This window comes from Arthrobacter sp. (assembly GCF_031179985.1).
In the GTDB taxonomy this organism is placed as follows: domain Bacteria; phylum Actinomycetota; class Actinomycetes; order Actinomycetales; family Micrococcaceae; genus Arthrobacter.
Window position 1 is genome coordinate 18991 of the sequence record NZ_JAPSHJ010000005.1, and the last position, 20961, is coordinate 39951.

The 20961-nt window shown below is 63.0% G+C and carries 19 protein-coding genes; 10 read left to right on the forward strand and 9 right to left on the reverse strand.

The annotated features are described in order from the left end of the window. Positions 1-7 precede the first annotated feature (7 nt). From RIN13_RS03740 to RIN13_RS03755, 4 genes are read right to left on the reverse strand one after another with little or no spacing between them, the layout of a single operon-like run. A complete protein-coding gene (locus RIN13_RS03740; RefSeq protein WP_309105995.1) occupies positions 8-697 on the reverse strand; it encodes a hypothetical protein in 690 nt (229 codons plus the stop codon). Beyond that, on the reverse strand, positions 690-1325 hold the full coding sequence (locus RIN13_RS03745) for a hypothetical protein (RefSeq protein WP_309105996.1): 636 nt from the start codon (positions 1323-1325) through the stop codon (positions 690-692). The genes RIN13_RS03740 and RIN13_RS03745 overlap by 8 nt, the downstream gene beginning before the upstream one ends. Beyond that, positions 1322-2122 carry a hypothetical protein gene (locus RIN13_RS03750; RefSeq protein ID WP_309105997.1) on the reverse strand — a complete coding sequence of 267 codons (801 nt, stop codon included), beginning with the start codon at positions 2120-2122 and terminating at the stop codon, positions 1322-1324. Before RIN13_RS03750 ends, RIN13_RS03745 begins: the two co-directional genes overlap by 4 nt. Beyond that, positions 2119-3096, reverse strand: coding sequence for a hypothetical protein (locus RIN13_RS03755; protein WP_309105998.1), 978 nt, complete (start codon positions 3094-3096; stop codon positions 2119-2121). The genes RIN13_RS03750 and RIN13_RS03755 overlap by 4 nt, the downstream gene beginning before the upstream one ends. Before the next feature lie 204 nt (positions 3097-3300). On the opposite strand from RIN13_RS03755, the gene RIN13_RS03760 reads away from it, so the two are divergent. Then, a complete protein-coding gene (locus RIN13_RS03760) occupies positions 3301-5763 on the forward strand; it encodes a phosphoketolase family protein (RefSeq protein WP_309105999.1) in 2463 nt (820 codons plus the stop codon). A gap of 111 nt (positions 5764-5874) precedes the next feature. On the opposite strand, the gene RIN13_RS03765 is transcribed toward RIN13_RS03760, so the two are convergent. After that, the gene (locus RIN13_RS03765; RefSeq protein ID WP_247041291.1) at positions 5875-6366 is read right to left on the reverse strand and encodes an inorganic diphosphatase; all 492 of its coding nucleotides are present in this window, start codon (positions 6364-6366) and stop codon (positions 5875-5877) included. A gap of 148 nt (positions 6367-6514) precedes the next feature. Here RIN13_RS03765 and dacB point away from each other — a divergent pair, with 148 nt between their 5' ends. The 8 genes from dacB (at position 6515) to hpt (ending at position 15415) form a co-directional block, all read left to right on the forward strand. After that, entirely contained in the window at positions 6515-8002 is a 1488-nt protein-coding gene (gene dacB, locus RIN13_RS03770; RefSeq protein WP_309106000.1) for a D-alanyl-D-alanine carboxypeptidase/D-alanyl-D-alanine-endopeptidase, read from the forward strand. Positions 8003-8063: 61 nt separating this feature from the next. Continuing rightward, entirely contained in the window at positions 8064-9464 is a 1401-nt protein-coding gene (locus RIN13_RS03775) for a histidine kinase (protein WP_309106001.1), read from the forward strand. A 38-nt stretch (positions 9465-9502) separates the two neighbouring features. Beyond that, the gene (locus RIN13_RS03780; RefSeq protein ID WP_309106002.1) at positions 9503-10234 is read left to right on the forward strand and encodes a response regulator transcription factor; all 732 of its coding nucleotides are present in this window, start codon (positions 9503-9505) and stop codon (positions 10232-10234) included. A 106-nt stretch (positions 10235-10340) separates the two neighbouring features. Continuing rightward, entirely contained in the window at positions 10341-11222 is an 882-nt protein-coding gene (locus tag RIN13_RS03785) for an ATP-binding cassette domain-containing protein (protein WP_309106003.1), read from the forward strand. Further along, positions 11219-12487 carry an ABC transporter permease gene (locus RIN13_RS03790; RefSeq protein WP_309106004.1) on the forward strand — a complete coding sequence of 423 codons (1269 nt, stop codon included), beginning with the start codon at positions 11219-11221 and terminating at the stop codon, positions 12485-12487. The genes RIN13_RS03785 and RIN13_RS03790 overlap by 4 nt, the downstream gene beginning before the upstream one ends. 70 nt (positions 12488-12557) lie before the next feature. Then, positions 12558-13676, forward strand: a complete 1119-nt coding sequence (locus RIN13_RS03795) for a zinc-dependent metalloprotease (protein ID WP_309106005.1) — start codon at positions 12558-12560, stop codon at positions 13674-13676. 107 nt (positions 13677-13783) lie between these two features. Then, positions 13784-14833 (forward strand): tRNA lysidine(34) synthetase TilS, encoded by a 1050-nt coding sequence (gene tilS / locus RIN13_RS03800; protein ID WP_309106097.1) that lies wholly within the window; start codon positions 13784-13786, stop codon positions 14831-14833. A gap of 30 nt (positions 14834-14863) precedes the next feature. Continuing rightward, entirely contained in the window at positions 14864-15415 is a 552-nt protein-coding gene (gene hpt, locus RIN13_RS03805; RefSeq protein WP_309106006.1) for a hypoxanthine phosphoribosyltransferase, read from the forward strand. A gap of 46 nt (positions 15416-15461) precedes the next feature. On the opposite strand, the gene RIN13_RS03810 is transcribed toward hpt, so the two are convergent. After that, a complete protein-coding gene (locus RIN13_RS03810; protein WP_309106007.1) occupies positions 15462-15839 on the reverse strand; it encodes a YegP family protein in 378 nt (125 codons plus the stop codon). Between the two features lie 251 nt (positions 15840-16090). Between RIN13_RS03810 and RIN13_RS03815 the strand changes: the two genes are divergently transcribed. Then, positions 16091-17188, forward strand: coding sequence for an alanine racemase (locus tag RIN13_RS03815; RefSeq protein ID WP_309106008.1), 1098 nt, complete (start codon positions 16091-16093; stop codon positions 17186-17188). A gap of 31 nt (positions 17189-17219) precedes the next feature. On the opposite strand, the gene RIN13_RS03820 is transcribed toward RIN13_RS03815, so the two are convergent. The 3 genes from RIN13_RS03820 to RIN13_RS03830 are packed head-to-tail and all read right to left on the reverse strand — an operon-like array spanning position 17220 to position 20767. Next, positions 17220-18254 (reverse strand): LacI family DNA-binding transcriptional regulator, encoded by a 1035-nt coding sequence (locus RIN13_RS03820; protein WP_309106009.1) that lies wholly within the window; start codon positions 18252-18254, stop codon positions 17220-17222. Positions 18255-18271: 17 nt separating this feature from the next. Next, positions 18272-19852, reverse strand: coding sequence for a family 43 glycosylhydrolase (locus tag RIN13_RS03825; protein WP_309106010.1), 1581 nt, complete (start codon positions 19850-19852; stop codon positions 18272-18274). A gap of 6 nt (positions 19853-19858) precedes the next feature. Beyond that, the gene (locus RIN13_RS03830; RefSeq protein WP_309106011.1) at positions 19859-20767 is read right to left on the reverse strand and encodes a PmoA family protein; all 909 of its coding nucleotides are present in this window, start codon (positions 20765-20767) and stop codon (positions 19859-19861) included. Positions 20768-20961 lie beyond the last annotated feature (194 nt).

A 20961-nucleotide genomic window follows, 5' to 3' on the forward strand; every position in this document is an offset into this window, starting at 1 on the left:
GCAAGCTTTAATCCAGCGCCACGGCGGAACTTACGACGGCGGGCGGCAACGCTCGCGCGGATGCTGCAGCGTCGGGGACGCCGGCAGCTGCCAGACCCCTTTGAATCGTCATCACCAGCTGGTCGGGGCTGTGGTGGGTGGTGAAAGTGAAGAATCGTGGCGCCGTCGGCCGGTGCTCCGAACTTGTGCCGGCCGGGACTGAATCTTTGGCGCGGAACACCACCGCATATCGCCCGCGCACGCCCAGGGGGACCTTGTCTCCGGCAGCAAGTGTTTTCAACAGCCTATCGGCGTCGGTGCCCTCCGGGGCCACCACCGTACGGAGTGTTCCCGGGGCGATGTCTTGCCAGAAGATGGTCCTGGCGGCGTGTTTTTGGCTGTAGCGGTAGAGAAGACCCCGTTCGAATACCAGCAACCGGCGGAAACTCCACAGGAGCGTCAGCGCCCACAGGAGCAGCCCTGTCAGAAGGCTTGCCACCACATACAGGGGAAGGTTCGAGAACAACCCCGGGGCCCGGGAGGATGTGGGCTGCCCCGTGAATTCGGCTATGGCGCCGAAGACGAACCCTGCCGCGACAAACCACGGCAAGAGCTTCCAGCTGACGTGCCAGGACAGCTCCGAGTGCTGCAGTTTGCCGAGTTGAGGTCCGTAGAGCCGTTCAGCCCTGCGGACGAGCCAGGTCCTTCCATCAGCCACGATTGTCCCCGTTCTGATAGAGCCTGGGCAACTCTCCGTGTTGAATTCCCGCTGCCCGCTCGGCGGCAGCAACCTGAGGATCCCGGACGGGCGGGATGCCTTCGGCAAGCCCGGAGCGGACGTCGACGGCGGTGAACCTGGCGTCGAAGGTCTCGCCACCTCCGCCGCTGAGCGCCGAGGCGAATGCCAAAAGGAAGTACAACGGTGCGAATGACCAGCAGACTGTACGCCAGCCGCCCAGCCAGGCTCCCGAGGTCGTGCCGTCGGCAATCCGCACCGAGCGCATGCCGGCGGCGGCGTCGCCGAGGCTGCCAACGCTGCCCATGATCATTCCATAGGCAAAAAGGACAATGAACCAAATGGCTGCGAGAGCGGCAACGAACAATCCGTTGCTGGACAGAAGTGCCAAAGACAGGGACCCCAGGGCCAGGCTCTGGACCAGGGAGTTCAAAACGGCTATCAGGATGCCTGCAGCAAGCAGCACCACCAATCCGTCCAGCACCCGGCCCCAGAAATGCGGCCAGCCGGGCTTCCGGACATAGTAGTTTCCGGTCCTTGTGTGGGCCAGAACCGGACCCCCGGTGACGGCATCAACCAGGCCCGTACTGCTTTTCGGGCTTCGGGTCACGGGGCGCTGACCAATCGGGCCAATGCTGATTCGAGGCTGCTTCTTGACGTCTCCAGCAGTTCGAGGCGGACGGCTTCCCCGGCCGTGCTGCCGGTTGAGTCAGGGGCAACCTTGGGCGTCAGTACGTGAACTGCGGAGGGGCCGGTGTAGACGGTGAGTGTGGGGAACTCGTTGGAACCCGTGTTGAGAGCCACCACATTGCTTGCCGCAAGGGTGTCCGCCAACGCCGTGGCGGCGTAAGCCTCGAACTCAGACTCAGAGTAGCTTGACGCCTCAGAGTCTTTTGCTGCGGCACCGTCCGGATCAACAAACCCGGCCAACCGGGCAGCCAGCCGTTCACGCGTGATCACGGTGAAACCGTGCAGCCCGCCGTCGTCCACTTCCTCCAACAGCACGCCCTCCACATGAATGTAGGCGTATAGCCAACGCTTCCCCGTCGAGACTGTCCGCTCAACGGATACGATGCTGTCCCCGCTGCGCCGGAGCGTCAGCGCACCGGTGATGTCATCCACGGCATGAAGCCGGCTCGGTTCGGTCTCACCTTTGAAAACCACCGGGTACACAAGCTCCTTGGCCAGCAGCCCCCGCAGTGCTACAGCACACAGGATTTCCTTTTCGACCGTCTGGACAGACAGCCAGGGCAAGGCAACCACTTGGTCATGCTGGACGCCGTCGAGGGCAACAACTTCCTCATCCGTCAGCGTCGGCAGCACCGTTCCCCCTGGCGTTGCTGATTCCAGGACTTTGGCTGCGCATTGAACGTCGCGTTCGGTCCATTTCATGGTGTTCGTGGTCATCCGAATATTCCTCCGACAAAGTTACCGACTGATTTGGCCGCGTCGCCGACCCCATCTGCCACCTTACTGCCTACGTCTTTTGCGAAATCTGCCACTTCGCCGGCACCATCGGCGATATAGCTGCCCGGATTACGGGCAAAGTTGCTGATGGAATCCCAGTTGTCGTAAACCAGGTTGCCTAACGCCCAAGCGCCCGCGACGACGCCGGCTGCCACCACGATGGGAGCCCCGATCGGTCCCAGCATCGCGGCCCCACCGGCTGTCATGAGCATGATGCTGCCCACTCCACCCACCACGGAGAGCCCGCCGGCTACCCGGTCGCCAGTGCCGCGCCAACCCTCATGTTGCGGGTTCACCATGTCGCTGATGCCGCCCACAATATTCAGTGGCGCGGCCAATGCGCCGGCAATGCGCAGTCCCTTGGAAAATTTCGTGGCGTCCTGGAAGGCCTGGCTGTACGGGATGTTTGCCTTGAGATCGGCGATGACATCGGTAATCTTCCCTCCGCTGCGGAGGGAATCAAGGGCTTCGTTGAGTACTGTTCCGCCGGCCCGCCAGTTGGTGAGCACTTCCTTGGTTTTGGCGAACTCCTCCCAGCCCAGTGATCCCAGCTTGTACGCGGCCCACAGCTGCGCTCCGAGGTCCTTGACGGCCGACCCGGTCTCGTAAACGTCCAGCATCACGCCCACTGAGCTTTCGCCGCTCTCGTGGCTGGCGAACTCCTGCTGGTTAGCCTGCTCCTTGAGCTCTTTTGCACTGTCGCGGAGCATTGTTGCGGCTCGGATCAGGCTTTGGCGGTGCGCTGAGTTCCAGTCACTCTTGAAGTGCGCCGCGTCCTCACCGGTCCAGGAGGTGTTCGAGTTGATCATGTTTGTCAGCTGGACGCTTTGGACGTTGATGGCATCGGCTGCTTTTCCCATCGTCCCTGCCAGTGATCGCAGCTGGTTGATGTCAGCACCGTAGAATCCGGCCATCGGTAGTCCCCCGTCGAAGGTAAAGCATTATGAGTTTCCCCGATAGCCTAAACGTTCCCGGCGGACGGCACGATGGGGAGAGCTCCCCGCAGCGGTTATACCCGACGGGGGCCGCTCGCCGGATTGGTTGTGTCTCTGACGGGAAGATGCTGCGATGGGGGAGGACTGCCGCCAACCGCGGCGCTGACCAACGCGGAGGATGCAATGACCAGCGACTTGGGCCCGAACGCAACAAGCGCAGAGAGTAAAGCCGGCGTTTGGAACCAGAAACCGGCTCCCACTGATGAAAGCCCCGCCAGCAGCGGTGCCGCCGCCGAAGGCGAGTTGGACCTGGTGGACCGTTGGTGGAGGGCCGCCAACTACCTCTCCGTGGGTCAGATCTACCTGCGCGCCAATCCCTTGCTCCGGCGGCCCTTGGACCCCGAAGACACCAAATCGAGGCTTCTGGGCCACTGGGGTACCACGCCTGGACTGAACTTCGTCTACGCCCACCTGAACCGGGTCATCCGCCGGGACAGGCAGGAGATGCTGTTTATTGCAGGACCGGGCCATGGCGGACCTGCGGTGGTAGCCAACGCCTGGTTGGAGGGCACGTACCCGGAAATTTACAGCAACGTGGGCGGCGGCGCGGACGGGCTGGCCGAACTGTTCCGGCAGTTCTCCTACCCGGGCGGAATCCCGAGCCATGCAGCTCCGGAAAGCCCCGGCTCCATCAGCGAGGGCGGGGAGCTTGGGTACTCTTTGGCCCATGCCTACGGGTCGGTGTTCGATAACCCAAAGCTTATTACCGCCGTCGTGATTGGAGATGGAGAGGCGGAAACCGGGCCACTGGCCGCAAGCTGGCACTCCCATAACTTCCTCGACCCGGTGGCTGATGGCGCCGTCCTGCCAATCCTGCACCTGAACGGCTACAAGATCGCCAACCCGACCGTACTGGCCAGAATGCCGGAGGCCCAGTTGGAACAGTTATTGAAGGGCTACGGACACAAGCCGCTCTTTGTCACCGTGGAGGACCCGGACAACACGGCCCAGGCGCACCTCGACTTCGCCAGGGCCCTGGATGAGTGTCTGGCGGAGATCCGCAGTATCCAGGAGGAGTGCAGGGGCAGCAGGAACCAGGACGAAGATGCTCCCCGGTGGCCCATGATCGTGCTGCGATCACCGAAAGGCTGGACAGGCCCCCGCGTTGTCGACGGAAAACAGGTGGAGGGGACTTGGCGAAGCCATCAGGTTCCCCTGGATAAGGTCCGCACCGACCCCGGACATCTGGCTCAACTGCAGGAGTGGCTGGAGTCTTACCGGCCCGAAGAACTGTTCGACGACGGCGGCCGCCTCCGCGCTGACGTCGCTGCCAATGCCCCCAAAGGTGACCTGCGCATGAGCGCCACGCCACATGCGAACGGCGGCGTCCTGCTCCGGGACCTGAAGCTGCCTGATTACGACCGCCACGCCGTGGAGGTAACCAGGCCCGGGGTTGAGCGGGTGAGCCCCATGATCACGCTGGGCTCGTGGCTGCGGGACGTCATCGCCGCGAATCCGGACACGTTCCGGCTGTTCGGTCCTGACGAAACTGCATCAAACCGGCTGCAGAACGTGTACGAGGCCACGGACAAGGTGTGGCAGTACAGGATTGACGCCCTGGATGAACACCTCGCAAGGGCGGGGCGCGTCATGGAGGTACTGAGTGAACATCTGTGCCAGGGATGGCTGGAGGGATACCTTCTGACCGGCCGCCATGGGGTCTTCAGCTGCTACGAGGCGTTCATCCACATTGTCGATTCCATGTTCAACCAGCATGCGAAGTGGCTCAAGGTCCACCGTGCCCTTCCCTGGCGCCAGCCCGTGGCATCGCTGAACTACCTGCTGTCATCGCACGTCTGGCAGCAGGATCACAACGGCTTCTCACACCAGGACCCCGGCTTCATTGACCACGCAGTGAACAAGAAAGCCGAAGTCATCCGGGTTTACCTGCCGCCCGACGCAAACACCCTGCTCTCCGTGATGGAGCACTGCCTGCGGTCCAGGGACTACGTGAACATTGTGGTCAGTGGCAAGCAGCCGTCTCCAATCTGGCTGGGCCCGGAGGAAGCGGCCCACCATTGCCGGCGGGGCCTGGGCATCTGGGCCTTTGCCGGCTCGGAAGTCCCCGGTGAGGAACCCGACGTCGTACTTGCCTGTGCAGGCGATGTCCCCACTGTGGAAACGGTGGCAGCGGCGGAGCTCCTGAAAGCGGGAGCGCCAGGGCTGAAGGTTCGCGTGGTCAATGTGGTGGACCTTATGAGGCTCCAGGATTCCGGCGAGCACCCTCACGGTCTGACGGCCCGGGACTTCGAGGGTATTTTCACCGCGGACAAGCCGATCATTTTTGCCTACCATGGCTACCCGGCGCTGATTCACCGGCTGACCTACCGGCGGACCAACCAGGAAGGGCTGCACGTTCGCGGCTATAAGGAAGAGGGAACCACCACCACGCCCTTTGACATGGCCATGCTCAACGGTATCGACCGCTTCCAGCTCGCCATAGATGCCATCGACAGGGTTCCCGGACTCGCGGAAAAACACTCGATGTTGCGTCAGGGCCTTCAGGACCGCCGGATCAAAGCCCTGAACCACACACGGAAGCATGGTGAGGACCCGGAGGAAATCCGCAACTGGTCACTCGCTTAACAGGCCTTAACGTACAACGGCGGTGGTGCGGTTCGTATCAAACCGCACCACCGCCGTCGGCGGCAAGTCACAAGCAGCCGGTGGGTGGGCCCAAGCCGTCGTGTTTGAGCGTCAGTGCCCTGCGGCCGGAACGTAGCGCTTGATGGAGGCTTCGAGCTCGGCTTCGGCTGCGGCACGGTCCGCCCAGCCTTCGGCCTTGACCCATTTGCCGGGCTCAAGGTCCTTGTAGCGTGTGAAGAAGTGCTCGATTTCCTTGATCAGGAATTCGCTGACGTCGGTGACTTCCTGGATGTGGTCGAAACGGGGATCCGCCGGAACGCACAGGACCTTGGCGTCGCCGCCGCCGTCGTCGGTCATGTTGAAAACGCCAATGGGGCGGGCCTCAACGATGACGCCCGGGTGGAGATCGAAATCCTGCAGGAGCACCAGTGCGTCCAACGGGTCGCCGTCTTCACCCAGGGTGTTCTCGAAAAAGCCGTAGTGGGTGGGGTACTGCATGGACGTGAAGAGGACGCGGTCCAGGCGGACGCGGCCGGTCTCGTGGTCGACTTCGTACTTGACGCGTGATCCCTTGGGGATCTCGATGGTCACGTCATGCTTCATGGAATGCTCCTCGACTTCAGGGGGTTCGCGGCAATCGTGACCTTCTGCTAAAGAGTGTCCGTGCCGCCGACTACTATTGAGGATATAGCGAGAGGCCCAGGTTTTCTGAACTAGTGGGGACATTCAGGACTTAAGGACCAGCTGCAGTATGAAACACATCACCGGCCTGTCAGGCGTAAAAATGGCCCTGCGCAACGCCCTCGTAGTCCTCCGGCGGCACTACCCGCTGATGCTCCTCACCCTCCTGCTTGCAGCCCTCGCCGTACCTGCAGGTATGGCCATCGCCCCCGGCTTCACCGGCCAAGGGCTCTATCCTGCGCAGCCGGCCCCTTCGATTCCTCCATGGCAGCAGGTCCCCCGTGATCTTTCCCGGCCGGACGGCATCGAACCCCTTAGCGGATCCGCTCCCGTTCCTTGGCCGGAAACTTTGGCCGGCCAACTCAATGCCACCCTTAAGCCGGACGGCGGGGGAAGCTTCACAGGGGTAGTCCAGGACGCGGCCACCGGTCAGGTGCTCTTTGACCGGGGCGGGGCAGAAAACCGGGTTCCGGCGTCGAATGTGAAACTGCTGACGGCGGTGGCGGCACTGAGGTCGCTCGGCCCGGACCGCCGCTTCAGCACTAAGACAGTGACAGGCCCCACGGCTGGTTCCGTTGTGCTAACGGGTGGCGGAGACGTGCTGCTTGCGGCCGGTGCGTCCTCAGGGAAGGACGCCTTGGGATACGCAGGGCTCGCCACGCTGGCCGAGCAGACCGTCCAGGCGCTGAAGGCCAACGGCGCAACCGGGGCTGTCTCCGTACTGCTTGACGATTCCCTCTTTACAGGTCCCGCCCTGAGCCCGGCCTGGAGCCCGGATGACGTTGCGGCGGGAGAGGTGGCGCCGTTGTTCCCCCTCGCGCTTAATTCCGCGCGGTTTGAGCCCGGCGTAACCACCGGCCAGCGCCCTCAGGACGCCGCCCTGACTGCGGCGGAGGCGTTCTCCGCACAGCTGACTGCCGCCGGTGCCGCTGCCGGGCTTACGGTAGCCCCCGGCGTGCAGCGGGCCCCAGGTCAAGGGCTCCAGGGGAAGGTGCTGGCAGAGGTGCAGTCAGCCACAGTGCGGGAACAGGTAAACCTGATGCTGGAAACCTCGGACAACTATCTTGCCGAGGCCCTTGGGCGGATCGCCGCCGCTGGTTCAGGCTTGCCTGGAAGTAACGACGGCGCCGTCACCAACGTCATCGAGCAACTCATCAGGCTGGGCATCCCCACTGCCGGCCTGCACCTCGCCGATGTGTCCGGACTGACGCTGGCGAACCAGGTAACCGCCCGCCAGCTCTCTGAAGTTGTTCGCGCCATTACCTCGGGGGAGGACACAAGACTCCGGGCGGCGCTGGACGGGTTTCCTGTGGCGGGCCTGACCGGAACGCTGGGGGCCCGCTACACCGAGGGGTCTACGGCATCCGGCGCGGGACTGGTGCGCGCGAAAACCGGCACGCTCAACTCGGTCATCGCACTCAGCGGTTACGTGGTGGATGCCGAAGGAAGGCTGCTGGTGTTTTCTTTCATCGGGAACGATCTCACTCCCGGGGCGGCCGGAAACCGCGTTGCCCTGGACCAATCCGCGTCTGTTCTTGCATCCTGCGGCTGCCGCTGACCGCCGCCGGAGCGCGCGGCAAAAGCATGGCTAGACTGGGCAGCATGTCACAGGCTTCCCGTTGCGCCAAACCATAATGTTCGAGCGGATCCGCGAGCTGACTGGAACCGGCACCGCCCAGAGGCCTGAGGACGCCAGGTCAGCTGACGAAGCCAACTGGGAGAGGCCAGGCCCAAGCGGCATTGAGCTCCGGCGGGATGCCCTGGGTGTAGTGGTCTTTCTGTTCATCAGCGCCCTGGCTATGGAGCTGAGCCGCGGCTTTGGGGCCCTGAGCGAAGACGACCACCCGATCTGGCTGCAGCACCTGGTGCTGGCGCTCATGATCAGTCCACTGGTGCTTCGGAGGAAGTACCCGGTGGCTGTGATGCTGCTGATGTCTGCCGCGTTTATTGGCCTGGGCCTATGGATTCCGGTCCTGTCCCTCCAGATGTCCTTTCAAGTGGCCTATTTCGCCTCGCTGTACTCTGCGGTGGCTTGGGCACGGAACCGGCGGGTGCTATGGCTCGGCACAACCGTTGTGGTACTTGCCATGACACTGTGGCTGATCCTTGGCCTTACTGTTGCCAACACCTACGACGAAATGATTGCGCGCGCCACCGAGGAACTGGACGGCGCCCCGAGCCTGCTTGAACCCCTCGCCTCGGTAGCCATTTATTACTTCATCATCAACTTTGCCTACTTCGGCGGAGCCATCCTGGCCGGACTCACCTCGTGGCGGAAAGCGCTGCAACGAACCCAACTCGCAGAACAGGCCGAACAGATCCGCCACCAGGCTGCCGAGCTGGCCCGCCGTGCCGTGGTGGATGAGCGCCTGCGCATAGCGCGTGAGCTGCACGACGTCGTCGCGCATCACATTGCTGTGGTGGGGGTCCACGCCGGTGCCGCCCGGCGCGTCCTGAACAAAAAACCGGAAGCCGCCGTCGAGCCGTTGCGGGTCATCGAAAGCACCAGCCGCCAGGCGGTTACGGATATGCGGAACCTGCTGGGTGTGCTGCGAACTGAAACTGCCGTTATCGCTGTCGATCAGCAGGACGGGGCGGCGGTGAGAGGTCCGGAGCCTGGGCTGGACGATATCGAAACGCTGGCCGAGGAGAACCGCGCCTTGGGCCTGAGCGTGGTCCTGAACAGGGTGGAAGACCAACCCGGTGACCTGGAAACGATCCCGGCGCCGCTGGCTTTGTCCATCTTCCGGACTGCGCAGGAATCGTTGACGAATGTGCGGCGGCACTCGACGTCGGGTACCGCGAAGATGACTCTCAGAACCGGTCGGAGTGCCGGACAGCGCTGGGTGGAGTTGGAAACGCTCGACGACGGCCGTCCACGTCCGGGGGCAGCGCCGGTCAGTTCCGGATACGGACTGCAGGGCATACGTGAACGGGTGGCGCTGCACAGAGGCGTAGCCGAAATCGGTCCCCGGGCTGAAACGGGCTGGCGGGTCCGCGCGCGCTTCAGCCTCAATTGACCCACCTTCACACCAGCAAGCACAACCGAAAGATTCCGATGAAACCAGTACGTGTCCTCCTGGCCGACGATCAGTCGCTCCTCCGCGAAGGACTCGCCACCATGCTGTCCGTAGAGGAGGACATCGAGGTAGTCGGGCAGGTGGCCAACGGCGAGGCCGCCATTCGTTTTGCCGGCGAGAACGACGTCGACGTGATCCTGATGGATGTTCAGATGCCGGTGCTGGACGGGATTCGCGCCACCGAACGGATCAGGGCGGCGAACGCTGGCCCAGGCTCCCATGGAAGCAAAGTCATTATCCTGACCACTTTTGAGCGGGATGATTACCTTTTCGATGCACTCAGCGCCGGAGCGAGTGGTTTTCTGCTGAAGAACACGGACCCTGATGATGTTGTAGCGGCCATCCATACGGTTGCCGGCGGATACGCGTTGCTGGCCCCGGAAGTGACGCTCAGGGTCATCCAGCGTTTCGCCCGGGAACGCTCTCCCGGGCATAGCGGACTCCCCACCCGCTCTCCCGATGGAACCGCGGAGCGGGAACGAGCAGACAGCACCCGCTTGGGGCTGTTGACCAACCGCGAACGCGAGGTACTCCTGGGGATGGCTAAGGGCATGAGCAATGGTGAGCTCGCTTCCGCCCTGTTTCTTTCAGAGGCGACTGTCAAAACCCACGTCTCCAATCTGCTGTCCAAGATCCAGGTACGGGACCGCGTGCAGGCGGTGGTGTTCGCCTATGAGTGCGGGCTCATCCTTCCGGGGGACCGTCAGTAGGGAATTTGTTCCGCCCTTTGGCCGATCCCGTCCTTCCGGCTGCTTCCTAGACTCAAAGAGTCAACCTGATCTGCATCCCCGGGGGCGGGGCGAAGGAGCAACCAGCATGCTGCACGTGAAGAACCTCACGCGGCGATTCGGTACAAATACAGCCGTGAACAACGTCAGCTTTGTGGTGCCAGCCGGGCATATGACCGGCTTCGTGGGAGCCAACGGGGCCGGGAAAACCACCACCATGAGGATGATCATGGGAGTTCTCGCCGCCCATGGGGGCGAGGTACTTCTCGACGGGGAGCCGCTGACGGCACAGCTGCGGGCAGGCTTTGGCTACATGCCTGAAGAGCGTGGACTGTACCCCAAACAGCCGATCATCGATCAGCTCGTCTACTTGGGTCAGCTCCACCGGATGAGCGCTCGCGGTGCCAGGGCAGGAGCGCTGGAACTGCTTGAACGGTTCGGACTCGCGGATCGCAGCAAGGACAAGCTGGAGGCTCTTTCCCTGGGTAACCAGCAGCGCGTCCAGATCGCCGCTTCCCTCCTGCACCGGCCCACCGTCCTGATTCTGGACGAACCCTTTTCGGGACTCGATCCGTTGGCCGTCGACGCCATGGTGGAGCTGCTCCGGGAGCGCACAGCCGAAGGCGTGCCGGTGCTGTTTTCCAGTCATCAGCTGGACCTCGTGGACAGGTTGTGCGACAGCCTTGTGGTGTTGCAGAAAGGAGAAGTCGTTGCCGCCGGAAGCGGGACGGAGCTACGTGCCGGGGCAGTCCAGCAGCACCGCCTAAGCGCGCCACCCGACGCCGGCTGGATCAGGGAGGAAGCGGGGGTGACTGTCATCGACGTCGAAGGCAGTAACGCCGTCCTGGAAATCAAGGATGCCGCCACTGCGCAACGGCTTCTGGCCAAAGCCATGGCCAGGGGAACAGTTGAGGAATTTGCTCCAATCCGCCGCAGTCTTAGCGAGCTCTACCGGGAGGTAGTGAAATGACGATCAACAGCACCAGGACCGGGACAGGCAATGGCGCGGCGCCGCAACCGGAAGCATCCGGCAACCTTGCCACGCGGGAGTCCTCTCCCGAGCCCCCTTTCCGCCCCTGGGCCATTGTGTCGATGCGGGAGATCAGCGTGAAGGCCAAAGACAAGAGTTTCCGCGTCTACACCGTCGTCACCCTGCTTCTCATCCTGGCCGGAGTGGTCTTCAACGCCTTCATGTCGGCGCGGGGCGAGAGTTACACGTTAGCTGTTACGGCTGACCAGGGCCGTGCAGTTGTGTTTCTGGCCAACGAATCCGGGCGCGCTGACGGCGGAAATGTCTCTTTTGCTTCCGAAACCACCGGCAGCAGCGAGGCGGCACTGGACCTGGTCCGCAGGGGAGGGGCAGACGTCGCCCTCCTGCAGGAGGCGGAAGGCTCGTGGACGGTTACGGGGAAAAACGAGGTACCGGCTGAGCTGTTACAGCTCCTCGAACAATCGCTTCGCGCCTACGCACTGGACACCAACGCGGCTGCGGCCGGAACCACCAGCGAGCAACTGCTGAAGGGCTCCGAACTGCGCACGAACCTCCTGGAGGGGGACGCCGAGAAGCAGATCCTGGCCACCATCATCGGTTTTATCTTCAGTTTCCTTTTCTACACCGCCGCCATCATCTTCGGAATGGCCATCGCCAACTCGGTAGTGGAAGAAAAACAGAACCGCGTCGTCGAAATCCTGGCGACAGCCATTCCCATCCGCCACCTGCTTTACGGCAAGGTACTGGGCAATACCTTGATGGCTATGGTGCAACTGGCGCTTTACGGCGGAACAGCTTTGCTGGCCCTGAACCTGACAGGGACCGCCGAACTGGCCGGAAGTGTCATTCCGTCGTCGGGCTGGTTCCTGATCTTCTTCCTGTTCGGCTTCCTGATCCTTGCCGCGATGTGGGCGGTCCTAGGCTCCCTGGCCAGCCGTCCGGAAGATCTCAACGGCAGCTCCGCCCCCGTAATGTCGCTGATACTGGCGGCACTGTTCGTCGGCATGTTCGCCAAAGGGCAAATACTGGTGCTGGCGTCCTTTGTGCCGGTGGTGTCCTCAGTGGCAATGCCCATCCGGATGCTGAATTCCACACTGGAGCCGTGGGAACCCTTCCTTGCCCTGGGACTGGCTCTCGTGACGGCCGTGGCCTTGCTGCGCCTGGGCGAAAAGGTGTACCGCCGTGCCGTGATGCAGGGCGGCGGAGCCCTCAGCCTTCGGAAAGCCATCAAACTGGAACACTAATCAGACTGGCGGGTTCGCCGTTGGGCGAACTTAAGGACGCACAGCAGCGGGCTATGGTGTGATGGACGTTATGGAGTCTTCAGCAGGCGAGTCAACAGTTCCGGCCCAGGCGCTCATCAATTGGGAGCTTGCCGCTTCCACCGCGGCGAGGCTTGCTCCGGCCGGCCCGTCACTGGGGTCCTCAGAGATCGGCTCAGCCGTGGAGAACCTTCGTTTCATGGCCGACGTCTCGGTACCCCACGTCCACGACATCACCGGGCTTGAAGCCGCGCGGGACCTCCGGGATTCCTCAGTCCTGGTGGTGGACAGGGCCTCCTGGTCCAGGGCCAACACGCAGAGTTTCGCGGTGATGCTCAAGCCCGCGATCGAAAAGCTCCTTGAGAGCCGGCAGGGAACGCTCACCCCGGGAGCCGCGGCGGTGAGCGGGGCCATCACCGGCAGCCAGCTCGGCGCCATCCTGGCCTTTCTGTCCAGCAAGGTGCTGGGCCAGTACGATCCGTTTTCGGCCCTGGCCGAGGACTCCAACGCGCCGGCTGGCGGACGGCTGCTTCTGGTTGCTCCCAACATCATTGCCGTAGAGCGCGAGCTCAACGTCACGCCGGAGGACTTCCGGCTCTGGGTCTGCCTGCACGAACAGACACACCGCGTGCAGTTTGCGGCTGCACCTTGGCTGCGACACCACATGCTCACCCAAATTGATGATCTCAGCGGGCATCTCCTCGGCAATGTAGATTCGCTCATGGAGCGGGCAACAGCTGCCGCACGCTCCCTTAAGGACAGGTCGGCCTCGGGTACTACGCCAGGCCGCGGCGTCATTCTGGACCTGCTTCAGGACCCCGAGGAAAGAGCCGCTATCTCGCACCTGACGGCCGTGATGAGCCTCCTCGAAGGGCACGCCAACGTGGTGATGGACGCCGTCGACGCCAGCATCGTCCCGTCTGTGAAAACAATCCGGCAGCGGTTCAACGACCGCGGCAAGGACCGCGGAATTGTGGAAAAGTTCATCCGCAACCTGCTCGGCCTGGACGCGAAGATGCGGCAATACACCGACGGCGCCAAGTTCGTCCGTGCCGTTGTTGACGTTGCAGGCATGGAGGGCTTCAACCGGGTCTGGGAATCCGCCGATCACCTCCCCACCGAGCCTGAAATCCACGACGCCAAGATCTGGCTCGAACGGATGGGGCTCTAATTACCGTGCCAGGCTCGGGGCCAGGCGCGGGGTCAGGGGCTGTGCTCGGGACGGGCGGACGACGGCGTCCCGGCCGTCTTGCTCCCGTCGTCGGGACCGCCCGGAAAATGTTGCAGGACGCCCTGGCCTCCGCGGGCTACCCGGAGCAAGTGCTCGTGGCGTGCAGCGGTGGCCCCGATTCACTGGCACTGGCAGCCGTAGCGGCCTATTTTGCCCGGCGAGGACACGTGGACGGGCACCGCGTCTCGGTAGGCGCAGTGGTTGTGGACCATCAGCTCCAGCAGGGCTCTGCGGACGTTGCGGCCAAAACCGCAGCCATGCTGGAGGAGCTGGGCCTCTCTCCTGTCGTGGTGCGGACGGTCGACGTGGCCACCACCGGCGTGGGCCCCGAAGCTGCCGCCCGCGACGCCCGGCACGCCGCGCTCGAGTCGGTGGCGGAGGACGTCGGAGCCGGCGCAATCCTGCTGGGACATACCCTGGATGACCAGGCTGAGCAGGTGCTGCTGGGCCTTGCCCGTGGATCGGGTACCCGTTCCCTGGCGGGGATGCGCCCCGTCCGGGATCGTCTCCTGAGGCCCTTCCTTGGCCTGCGTCGGGCTGAAACTTTGGAAATCTGCAAGGTGGAAGGGTTGGAGCCTTGGCATGATCCCAGCAATGCAGATCCTGCCTTTGCCCGCTCGCGGACCCGGGTGGAGGTCCTCCCGCTGCTGGAGGAAAAGCTTGGCCCGGGGGTGGCTGAATCCCTTGCCCGCACGGCCTCTATCCTGCAGCTCGATGCTGACTACCTCGAGGATGTGGCGAACACGACTTATGACCTGTTGGTTCAGCGTTCCGGACCGGACGTGACCTTGCCGGAGGAAGAGCTGCGGGAACTTCCCCCGGCCATCAGGTACCGGGTCATCGCGAAGGCAGCTGCCGCCGTCGGGGGCCAGCAGCCCAGCTACCAGCGGCTCCTGGCAGCGGAAGCCCTCCTGCGGCGGAAGGGCTCAGCGGGGCCGGTGGAACTGCCCGGAGGAGTCAGCGTGTACAGGCTTTCCCTTGCGCAAATCCTGGCCGAAGACCAGCTCTACCGGGAGACCGGCCGACGCCCCGTTCCCCGTGAAGGCGCACGCTGTGGGAAGCTTGTATTCCGGTCTCACAAACCGCCCCAGAAATAGTCGCACCCCGTATCTACACAGGAGCCATTGGTGGATTCAAACGACGTCCAGGCAGACCTTAAGCACGTTCTCTACACCAAGGAACAGATCCAGCAGCGCATTACCGAGCTCGCTGCAGACATTGACAGGGACTACGAGGGACGGGAGCTCCTTATCGTCGGCGTCCTCAAGGGTGCTGTGATGGTCATGGCTGACCTCGCCAGGGCACTCCACAGCCACGTCTCCATGGACTGGATGGCTGTTTCTTCCTACGGCTCCGGCACCCAGTCCTCAGGCGTGGTCCGGATCCTCAAGGACCTTGATACCGACCTCATGGGCAAGGATGTGCTGATCGTTGAGGACATCATCGATTCCGGCCTCACCCTGTCCTGGCTGAAGACCAACCTTGAATCCCGCGGCACCGCGTCCGTGGAAATCTGCACGGCCTTCCGCAAGCCCACGGCCGCGAAGGTGCAGATCGACGTCAAGTACGTCGGGTTCGACATTCCTAACGAATTCGTGGTCGGCTATGGCCTGGACTACGCGGAAAAGTACCGAAACCTTGATTTCGTAGGCACCCTGGCGCCGCACGTCTACGAGTAACCCACCAAAGTCTCAAAACCCGGAGGGGGTCTGAGACCCCACAGACTCAGACCAGGTGGGTCCAGCGGGGGGCCGTTGCCGCTTGGCGCAAGGTCCTGGCACGCGTCCGGAAATGGTCAGCTGCTGTTCTGTGATCACCAGGTCTCAGATCAACCCTCTGGTGATCATCTCTTTGCCGGTCTCCATTCGGGCGCCGTGTGTCAACGGCAAGCGCCGGTTCTGGAGGGCGTGTGGACAGACCAGCCGGACACAGGTCAGTGATGAGTCCCATTCCCGCGTACTCGCGCACGGCAGTAATGCCGGCCACCGCCGCGGGTTTGTCCTCAAAGGGCGTGGAGACAGCCATGATGGTTCCATCCGGAGCCTTGAGCCGGAACCTGAAGTACGATTCCGAATCAACGAATACCTCAAACGATCCTGTCATGACTATCCTCTCCGGTCTGCGGACTCGTTGCCGACGGCGTCATCGCCAAAGAGCCGGAACGCGTCGAGGCGTTCGTTTCGCACGTGGTTTGGCCGAACGAAATCAGCCGATTAAGTTCAATCGCCCCGCGGATCCGTTCATCAGGTGAGAATGAGTCTGTCGCAGGCCGGCCATATGGGCAAGACTTTCGCCGTAAACCGCAGGTAAATTCCCTGCAACTCCCACGGGATCTTGACGAAAGGAGGCCCTCAATGACTGTTCCCGATGAGATCACCACCCCTGACGTCATGATCGACGTCGCCATACTGGACCGGAATATCGCCAGGATGGCGTCTGCCACCAGCAACCGTGGCGTCAACCTGCGGCCTCACGCCAAAACCCATAAGGTACTGGAAATTGCGGCCAAGCAGCTCGCAGCAGGGGCCGTGGGGCTCACTGTGGCAACTATCGGTGAAGCCGAAGTCTTCGCCAACGGCGGAGTGGAGGACATCTTCATCGCTTATCCGCTCTGGGTGCGCGTCCGGCAAGCCGAAAGGCTCCGTCGCCTCACGGAGACCGCCCGCATCACGGTAGGCGTTGATTCTGCCGAAAGTGCCGTCTTCATGGGAAGGAATCTCGGAGCCGACGCGGGAAAAATCGCAGTCAGGGTGGAGCTCGACAGCGGCCACCACCGCAGCGGCGTCCATCCCGACTCAGCCGCCGCCATCGCCTTGGCAGCAGTCGAGGCCGGCCTCAACGTCACAGGGGTGTTCACCTTCCCTGGCCACAGCTACACACCCGGAATGCCCCCTCAGGCCGCCGGGGAAGAGGATACGATCCTTCGCCAGGCCGCGGGGGCCCTTGCTTCCGCAGGCTTCACTGAGATGGAGCTCAGCGGCGGATCGACGCCAACCGCCCTTCTGGGCGGGGAAACAGCAGCCACAGAACTGCGGCCAGGTGTCTACGTTTTTGGTGATGCGCAGCAGCTCGAGCTTGAGCGGTGCAGTCCCGAGGACATCGCACTCACTGTCGCCAGCACGGTTGTCAGCCACCATAAGACTGGCCCGGACGAGCCCGGGCGCTTCATCATTGATGCCGGAAGCAAGATCCTGGGCAGCGACCGTGCCCCGTGGGCCACCGGGTATGGGCGGTTGCTCGACTACCCTGCGGCGAGAATCATTGCCCTGTCGGAACACCACGCCACAGTACAGTGGCCACCAGGAGCGGCACTTCCGGAACGCGGTACGCGGCTCAGGGTCATCCCCAACCACGTCTGCCTGACCATGAACCTCGTTGACGAAGTGAGTCTGGTGAGAGAGGGAAGCCATAGTGGCACGTGGGCAGTCGCCGCCAGGGGCAGGAACAACTGAACGCTGTTCCTGTAGCCAAGCCGGGGAACGCTCAACCAGGCTGCGGGTACGGTGCGGTGGAGCCCCTCTGGATCAGCTCCGTGGCCAATTCTATGGAGCGTGGACCGGCTGCGGCGTTTTCGATCTGGTCCACCAGCATGCCGACGGCGAGCCCGCCCATCTGCTCTGAAGGCTGCCGGATGGTTGTCAGGGGAGGTGATGTAAGAGCTGCCTGGGCGATGTCGTCGAAGCCAACCACACTGAGCTCGTCAGGCACCCGGATTGACCTCACGGCGGCGGCACTCATCAGGCCCAGCGCCTGAAGGTCGTTCCCGGCGAACACGGCGGTGGGCCTCTGCTCCAGATCCAGGAGTTCGCCGCCGAGCCGGAGGCCGGCCTCGATGCTGAAGTCGCCGTCGCGCACAAAACCGGGATTCAGCTCGATCCCTGCCGACCTGAGCGCCGCAGCATAGGCGGCATAACGGGCGGGACTGTGGACGGAATCAGCGCCGCCGCCGGTGATCATTCCGATCTTCCGGTGGCCCAGCTTGAGAAGATGCTCGACGGCGAGCATCGCCCCGGAGAACGACGCCGGCCCAACGCTCGGAATTGCGAGTGCCTCGTTGCCTTGGGGGTCAAGGGCGACGGCGGGGATGTTCAGTGAGCGCAGTGCCGTCACCAATCGTGACCCCCTGTGGGGAGCCAGCAACATCACCCCGGCGAGCTGATTCGTTGAGGAGCGCCGGAGTTTCCGCCACTCCTCGGACGACACATGTTCAGTCTTGGTACACAGCACGTTGTAGCCCTGGCGGGCAGCGGCTGCCTCCGCCCCTTTGAGGATCTCAAGCACCCAGGGGCTGTCGAAGTTGTTCACTACGAGTTGGAGCAACCGTGCTCCGTTGACCTGGGTTTTTCTCTTGTTATAGCCCAGTTCTTCGACGGCGGTGTTGACGCGGTCCCGGGTCTCCTGGGAAACATGGGCGCGGCCATTGAGAACTTTGGAGACCGTTGGAACGGACACACCCGCAGCGTTTGCCACATCCGCAATGGTGGAGCGGGGAGCGGGCGTCGATGGTGGGGTGGCCAAAGTGGAAGTCCTAGGAGTCATAGTGGTGTGGATCCCGCAAACTCCGGCGATTGTTCCTGTGCAGTACGTGCGGCTTCCAGCTGTACTGTCCCCACGATAACATCGCCCGTCCCGCTGGAACCTCTGGGCGAGGTGGCGAAGATCCCCAGCTCCGCCCCGATCCAATGGCCCTTGGCCAGGGTGAACTCCCAGTCCTGCTCGTGCCATTCGCCGGCTCCCCGCGGACGCCACGCGAAATGCGCCCGATGCCTTGCATCCGTGCGGACCCGGAACTGTATCGCACCGGCCTGGAGGTCCACCGGGGCTCCAAGCTGCTCCTCCTGTGGCGTGCTCCCTCCGGTGCCGGCGCTCAGCTGCACCCCGGTGGGGGTTCTCCTGAGGCCAAGCCAGGCGTACTCCAATCCCAGCACCACCACACCGGCCCGGGTCCCTGCCGGAACATCGCCCAGTTCGATTGATGTGCTGAAGACGGACGGGACACCCGGAAGGATCTGGCCCAGGACATTGGGCAGCTCCCGGAGATTGCCGGGATCGTTGGGCTGGCAATGCAGGATGGCCCGCCCGTCGCCGGGCAGGGACAGCCAGTCCGCCTGCGGGTTGGCCTGCCAGTGCCATTGATTCCCCAAGCTCCCTTCACGGAAGTCGTCTGACGTTGGGAGGTGGACGGAGTCGGGAGAGGTCCCTCGTGGATAGGGGTGGGTCAGCACCGGAGTCCCGGCGGGAGCGTCAGTAAACTGCGCACCCATCCACGGCCAGCCGTCGTCGCCCCATCCCATGGGCTGGAGATGGACGACGCGGCCGTAAGGGCCCCGATCCTGGAAATGGAGGAACCAGTCCTGGCCAGCAGGTGTGGTGACCCAAGCGCCCTGATGGGGACCGTTGACAGCGCTGTTTCCCTGCTCCAGGACCTTACGCGCTTCATAAGGTCCAAAGGGTGAGCGCGCCCGGAACACTGACTGCCATCCCGTGGCTACTCCTCCTGCGGGTGCAAAAATCCAGTACCAGCCATCGCGCTTGTAGAATTTTGGTCCCTCGATGGTGGTGTATCCCGGAAAGTCTTCGCCCTTAATAACGTGGGTGCCGCTGTCCAGAAGCCGGGAGGCGTCCGGGCTCATCCGATGCACCGTCAAAACGTTCTTGAGTCCGATCCTGCTCTTGGCCCAGCCGTGGACGAGGTAGGCCTTACCATCCTCATCCCAAAGGGGGCAGGGATCGATGATTCCACGGCCGGGGTACAGCAGATGCGGTTCACTCCAGGGGCCCTCTGCCTTCTCCGAATGGAGCACGAAGATGCCGTGGTCCGGGTCCGGGTAGAAAATCCAGAAACGGCCGTCGTGGTGACGGAGCGCCGGGGCCCAGACCCCGCTTCCATGCCGGACCAGGGAAAAGTGGTCCACAGGCGGGAGTGCTTTCAGTGCATGCCCCAGATGCTCCCAGTCCACCAGATTGCGCGAACGGAGGACAGGCAGTCCAGGGGCGCGGTTGAAACTGGACGAAATGAGGTAGTAGCAGCCATCTACCTCGATGGCATCAGGATCAGGCCAGTCGGCATTGAGGATGGGGTTGCTGTATGTTGGCTTGCTGTCTGCGGAAGTCACTGGATCCTATCGGTGAGTGAGGGCCGGCTGGGAAGCCTGCATGCGGAGCATCGGATGAAGGTCCAGGAGCCTGCGGGCCAGGGCGGGGGAGTCCACTGCCCCGTCCATCACGACGGCGTGGAGGGCCAGATTCAGCGGGTTGTGCCGCGAGACTGTCCTGCTGGTGTCCCAGGCGACGGCGGGGCCGGCCCCCAGGTAACCTTCGGTCCGCAGGAACCAGGGAAGTGTCATTCCCGGATCCTGGGCCAGCACTACGCTCGCCCGTCTTCCCGCGACCACAGCCGCGAGAGACAGCCATGGTGAAGGTGAGCCGTGGGCAAGATCAGTGCCGGTTCCGGCTTCAGTCAGCACCAGTTCCGCGCGGGCGTCCCGGGGGAAGCGCCAAAAGATACCGCCGTATCCTGCCCCCGCCCTTCCTTTGACCGCTGAGGAGGATACGTCCAGGTGGTCCAGTTCGTCCGCGGGCCTGATGGTTGAACTGATGCTCATGGCCCAGGCCCGCGGATCAGCGTGCCTCATCACCTGGATGCGACGGCGCTCGATTGCCTGCACGCCGCCGTCGGCTCCGATCCAGTCCAGATTCTCGCTGATGGAGTCCTTTCCGGAATAGACATCAGTGACCTGCTGCCGGCCATGATTTGCCAACAAATTGGAGCCTTCCCCTGGCTTGAACGTACGCCCACCCCAGTAATTGGTGCCGCTTACGTCGGAGAAGGCTACTGAAATGCCCAGATGATGCGAATGGTCCGGGGGCTCGGAATCTGTGACCAGCGTGCCTGACAGGGTTTGGACCGGGTGCAGGAAAGGCCGCGGGGACTGCCTGCCGTCCAAGGCACTTCCGCTCTGATAACGAAGGATCCCTGCCCCGCCGACTGTGAGGTCCACGGCATTGCTGTGATGGTGACCGGGGACCATGGCAGTTCCTTTCGTCCGGAAGTTCGGGGGTTGGATGAGACTAACCAATCGGAAATAAATAGGCAAGCACTCAGAAAGTTTCCTAATGAGCGAATTTCCCTGCATGTGTTGACAGTCACAGTAGTTCCTTGCTAGAAATCGTTTACTGAGCCGAACATAAAGGGGGAGTGTCGGAACATCCACGGTCTTCAGTT

Bases quoted from the DNA above. Each gene is read 5' to 3' on its own strand.
- RIN13_RS03750 (WP_309105997.1), bottom strand. From the start codon at position 2,122: ATGACCACGAACACCATGAAATGGACCGAACGCGACGTTCAATGCGCA.
- RIN13_RS03755 (WP_309105998.1), bottom strand. From the start codon at position 3,096: ATGGCCGGATTCTACGGTGCTGACATCAACCAGCTGCGATCACTGGCA.
- RIN13_RS03760 (WP_309105999.1), top strand. From the start codon at position 3,301: ATGACCAGCGACTTGGGCCCGAACGCAACAAGCGCAGAGAGTAAAGCC.
- RIN13_RS03765 (WP_247041291.1), bottom strand. From the start codon at position 6,366: ATGAAGCATGACGTGACCATCGAGATCCCCAAGGGATCACGCGTCAAG.
- dacB (WP_309106000.1), top strand. From the start codon at position 6,515: ATGAAACACATCACCGGCCTGTCAGGCGTAAAAATGGCCCTGCGCAAC.
- RIN13_RS03780 (WP_309106002.1), top strand. From the start codon at position 9,503: ATGAAACCAGTACGTGTCCTCCTGGCCGACGATCAGTCGCTCCTCCGC.
- RIN13_RS03785 (WP_309106003.1), top strand. From the start codon at position 10,341: ATGCTGCACGTGAAGAACCTCACGCGGCGATTCGGTACAAATACAGCC.
- RIN13_RS03790 (WP_309106004.1), top strand. From the start codon at position 11,219: ATGACGATCAACAGCACCAGGACCGGGACAGGCAATGGCGCGGCGCCG.
- RIN13_RS03795 (WP_309106005.1), top strand. From the start codon at position 12,558: ATGGAGTCTTCAGCAGGCGAGTCAACAGTTCCGGCCCAGGCGCTCATC.
- tilS (WP_309106097.1), top strand. From the start codon at position 13,784: ATGTTGCAGGACGCCCTGGCCTCCGCGGGCTACCCGGAGCAAGTGCTC.
- RIN13_RS03810 (WP_309106007.1), bottom strand. From the start codon at position 15,839: ATGACAGGATCGTTTGAGGTATTCGTTGATTCGGAATCGTACTTCAGG.
- RIN13_RS03815 (WP_309106008.1), top strand. From the start codon at position 16,091: ATGACTGTTCCCGATGAGATCACCACCCCTGACGTCATGATCGACGTC.
- RIN13_RS03830 (WP_309106011.1), bottom strand. From the start codon at position 20,767: ATGGTCCCCGGTCACCATCACAGCAATGCCGTGGACCTCACAGTCGGC.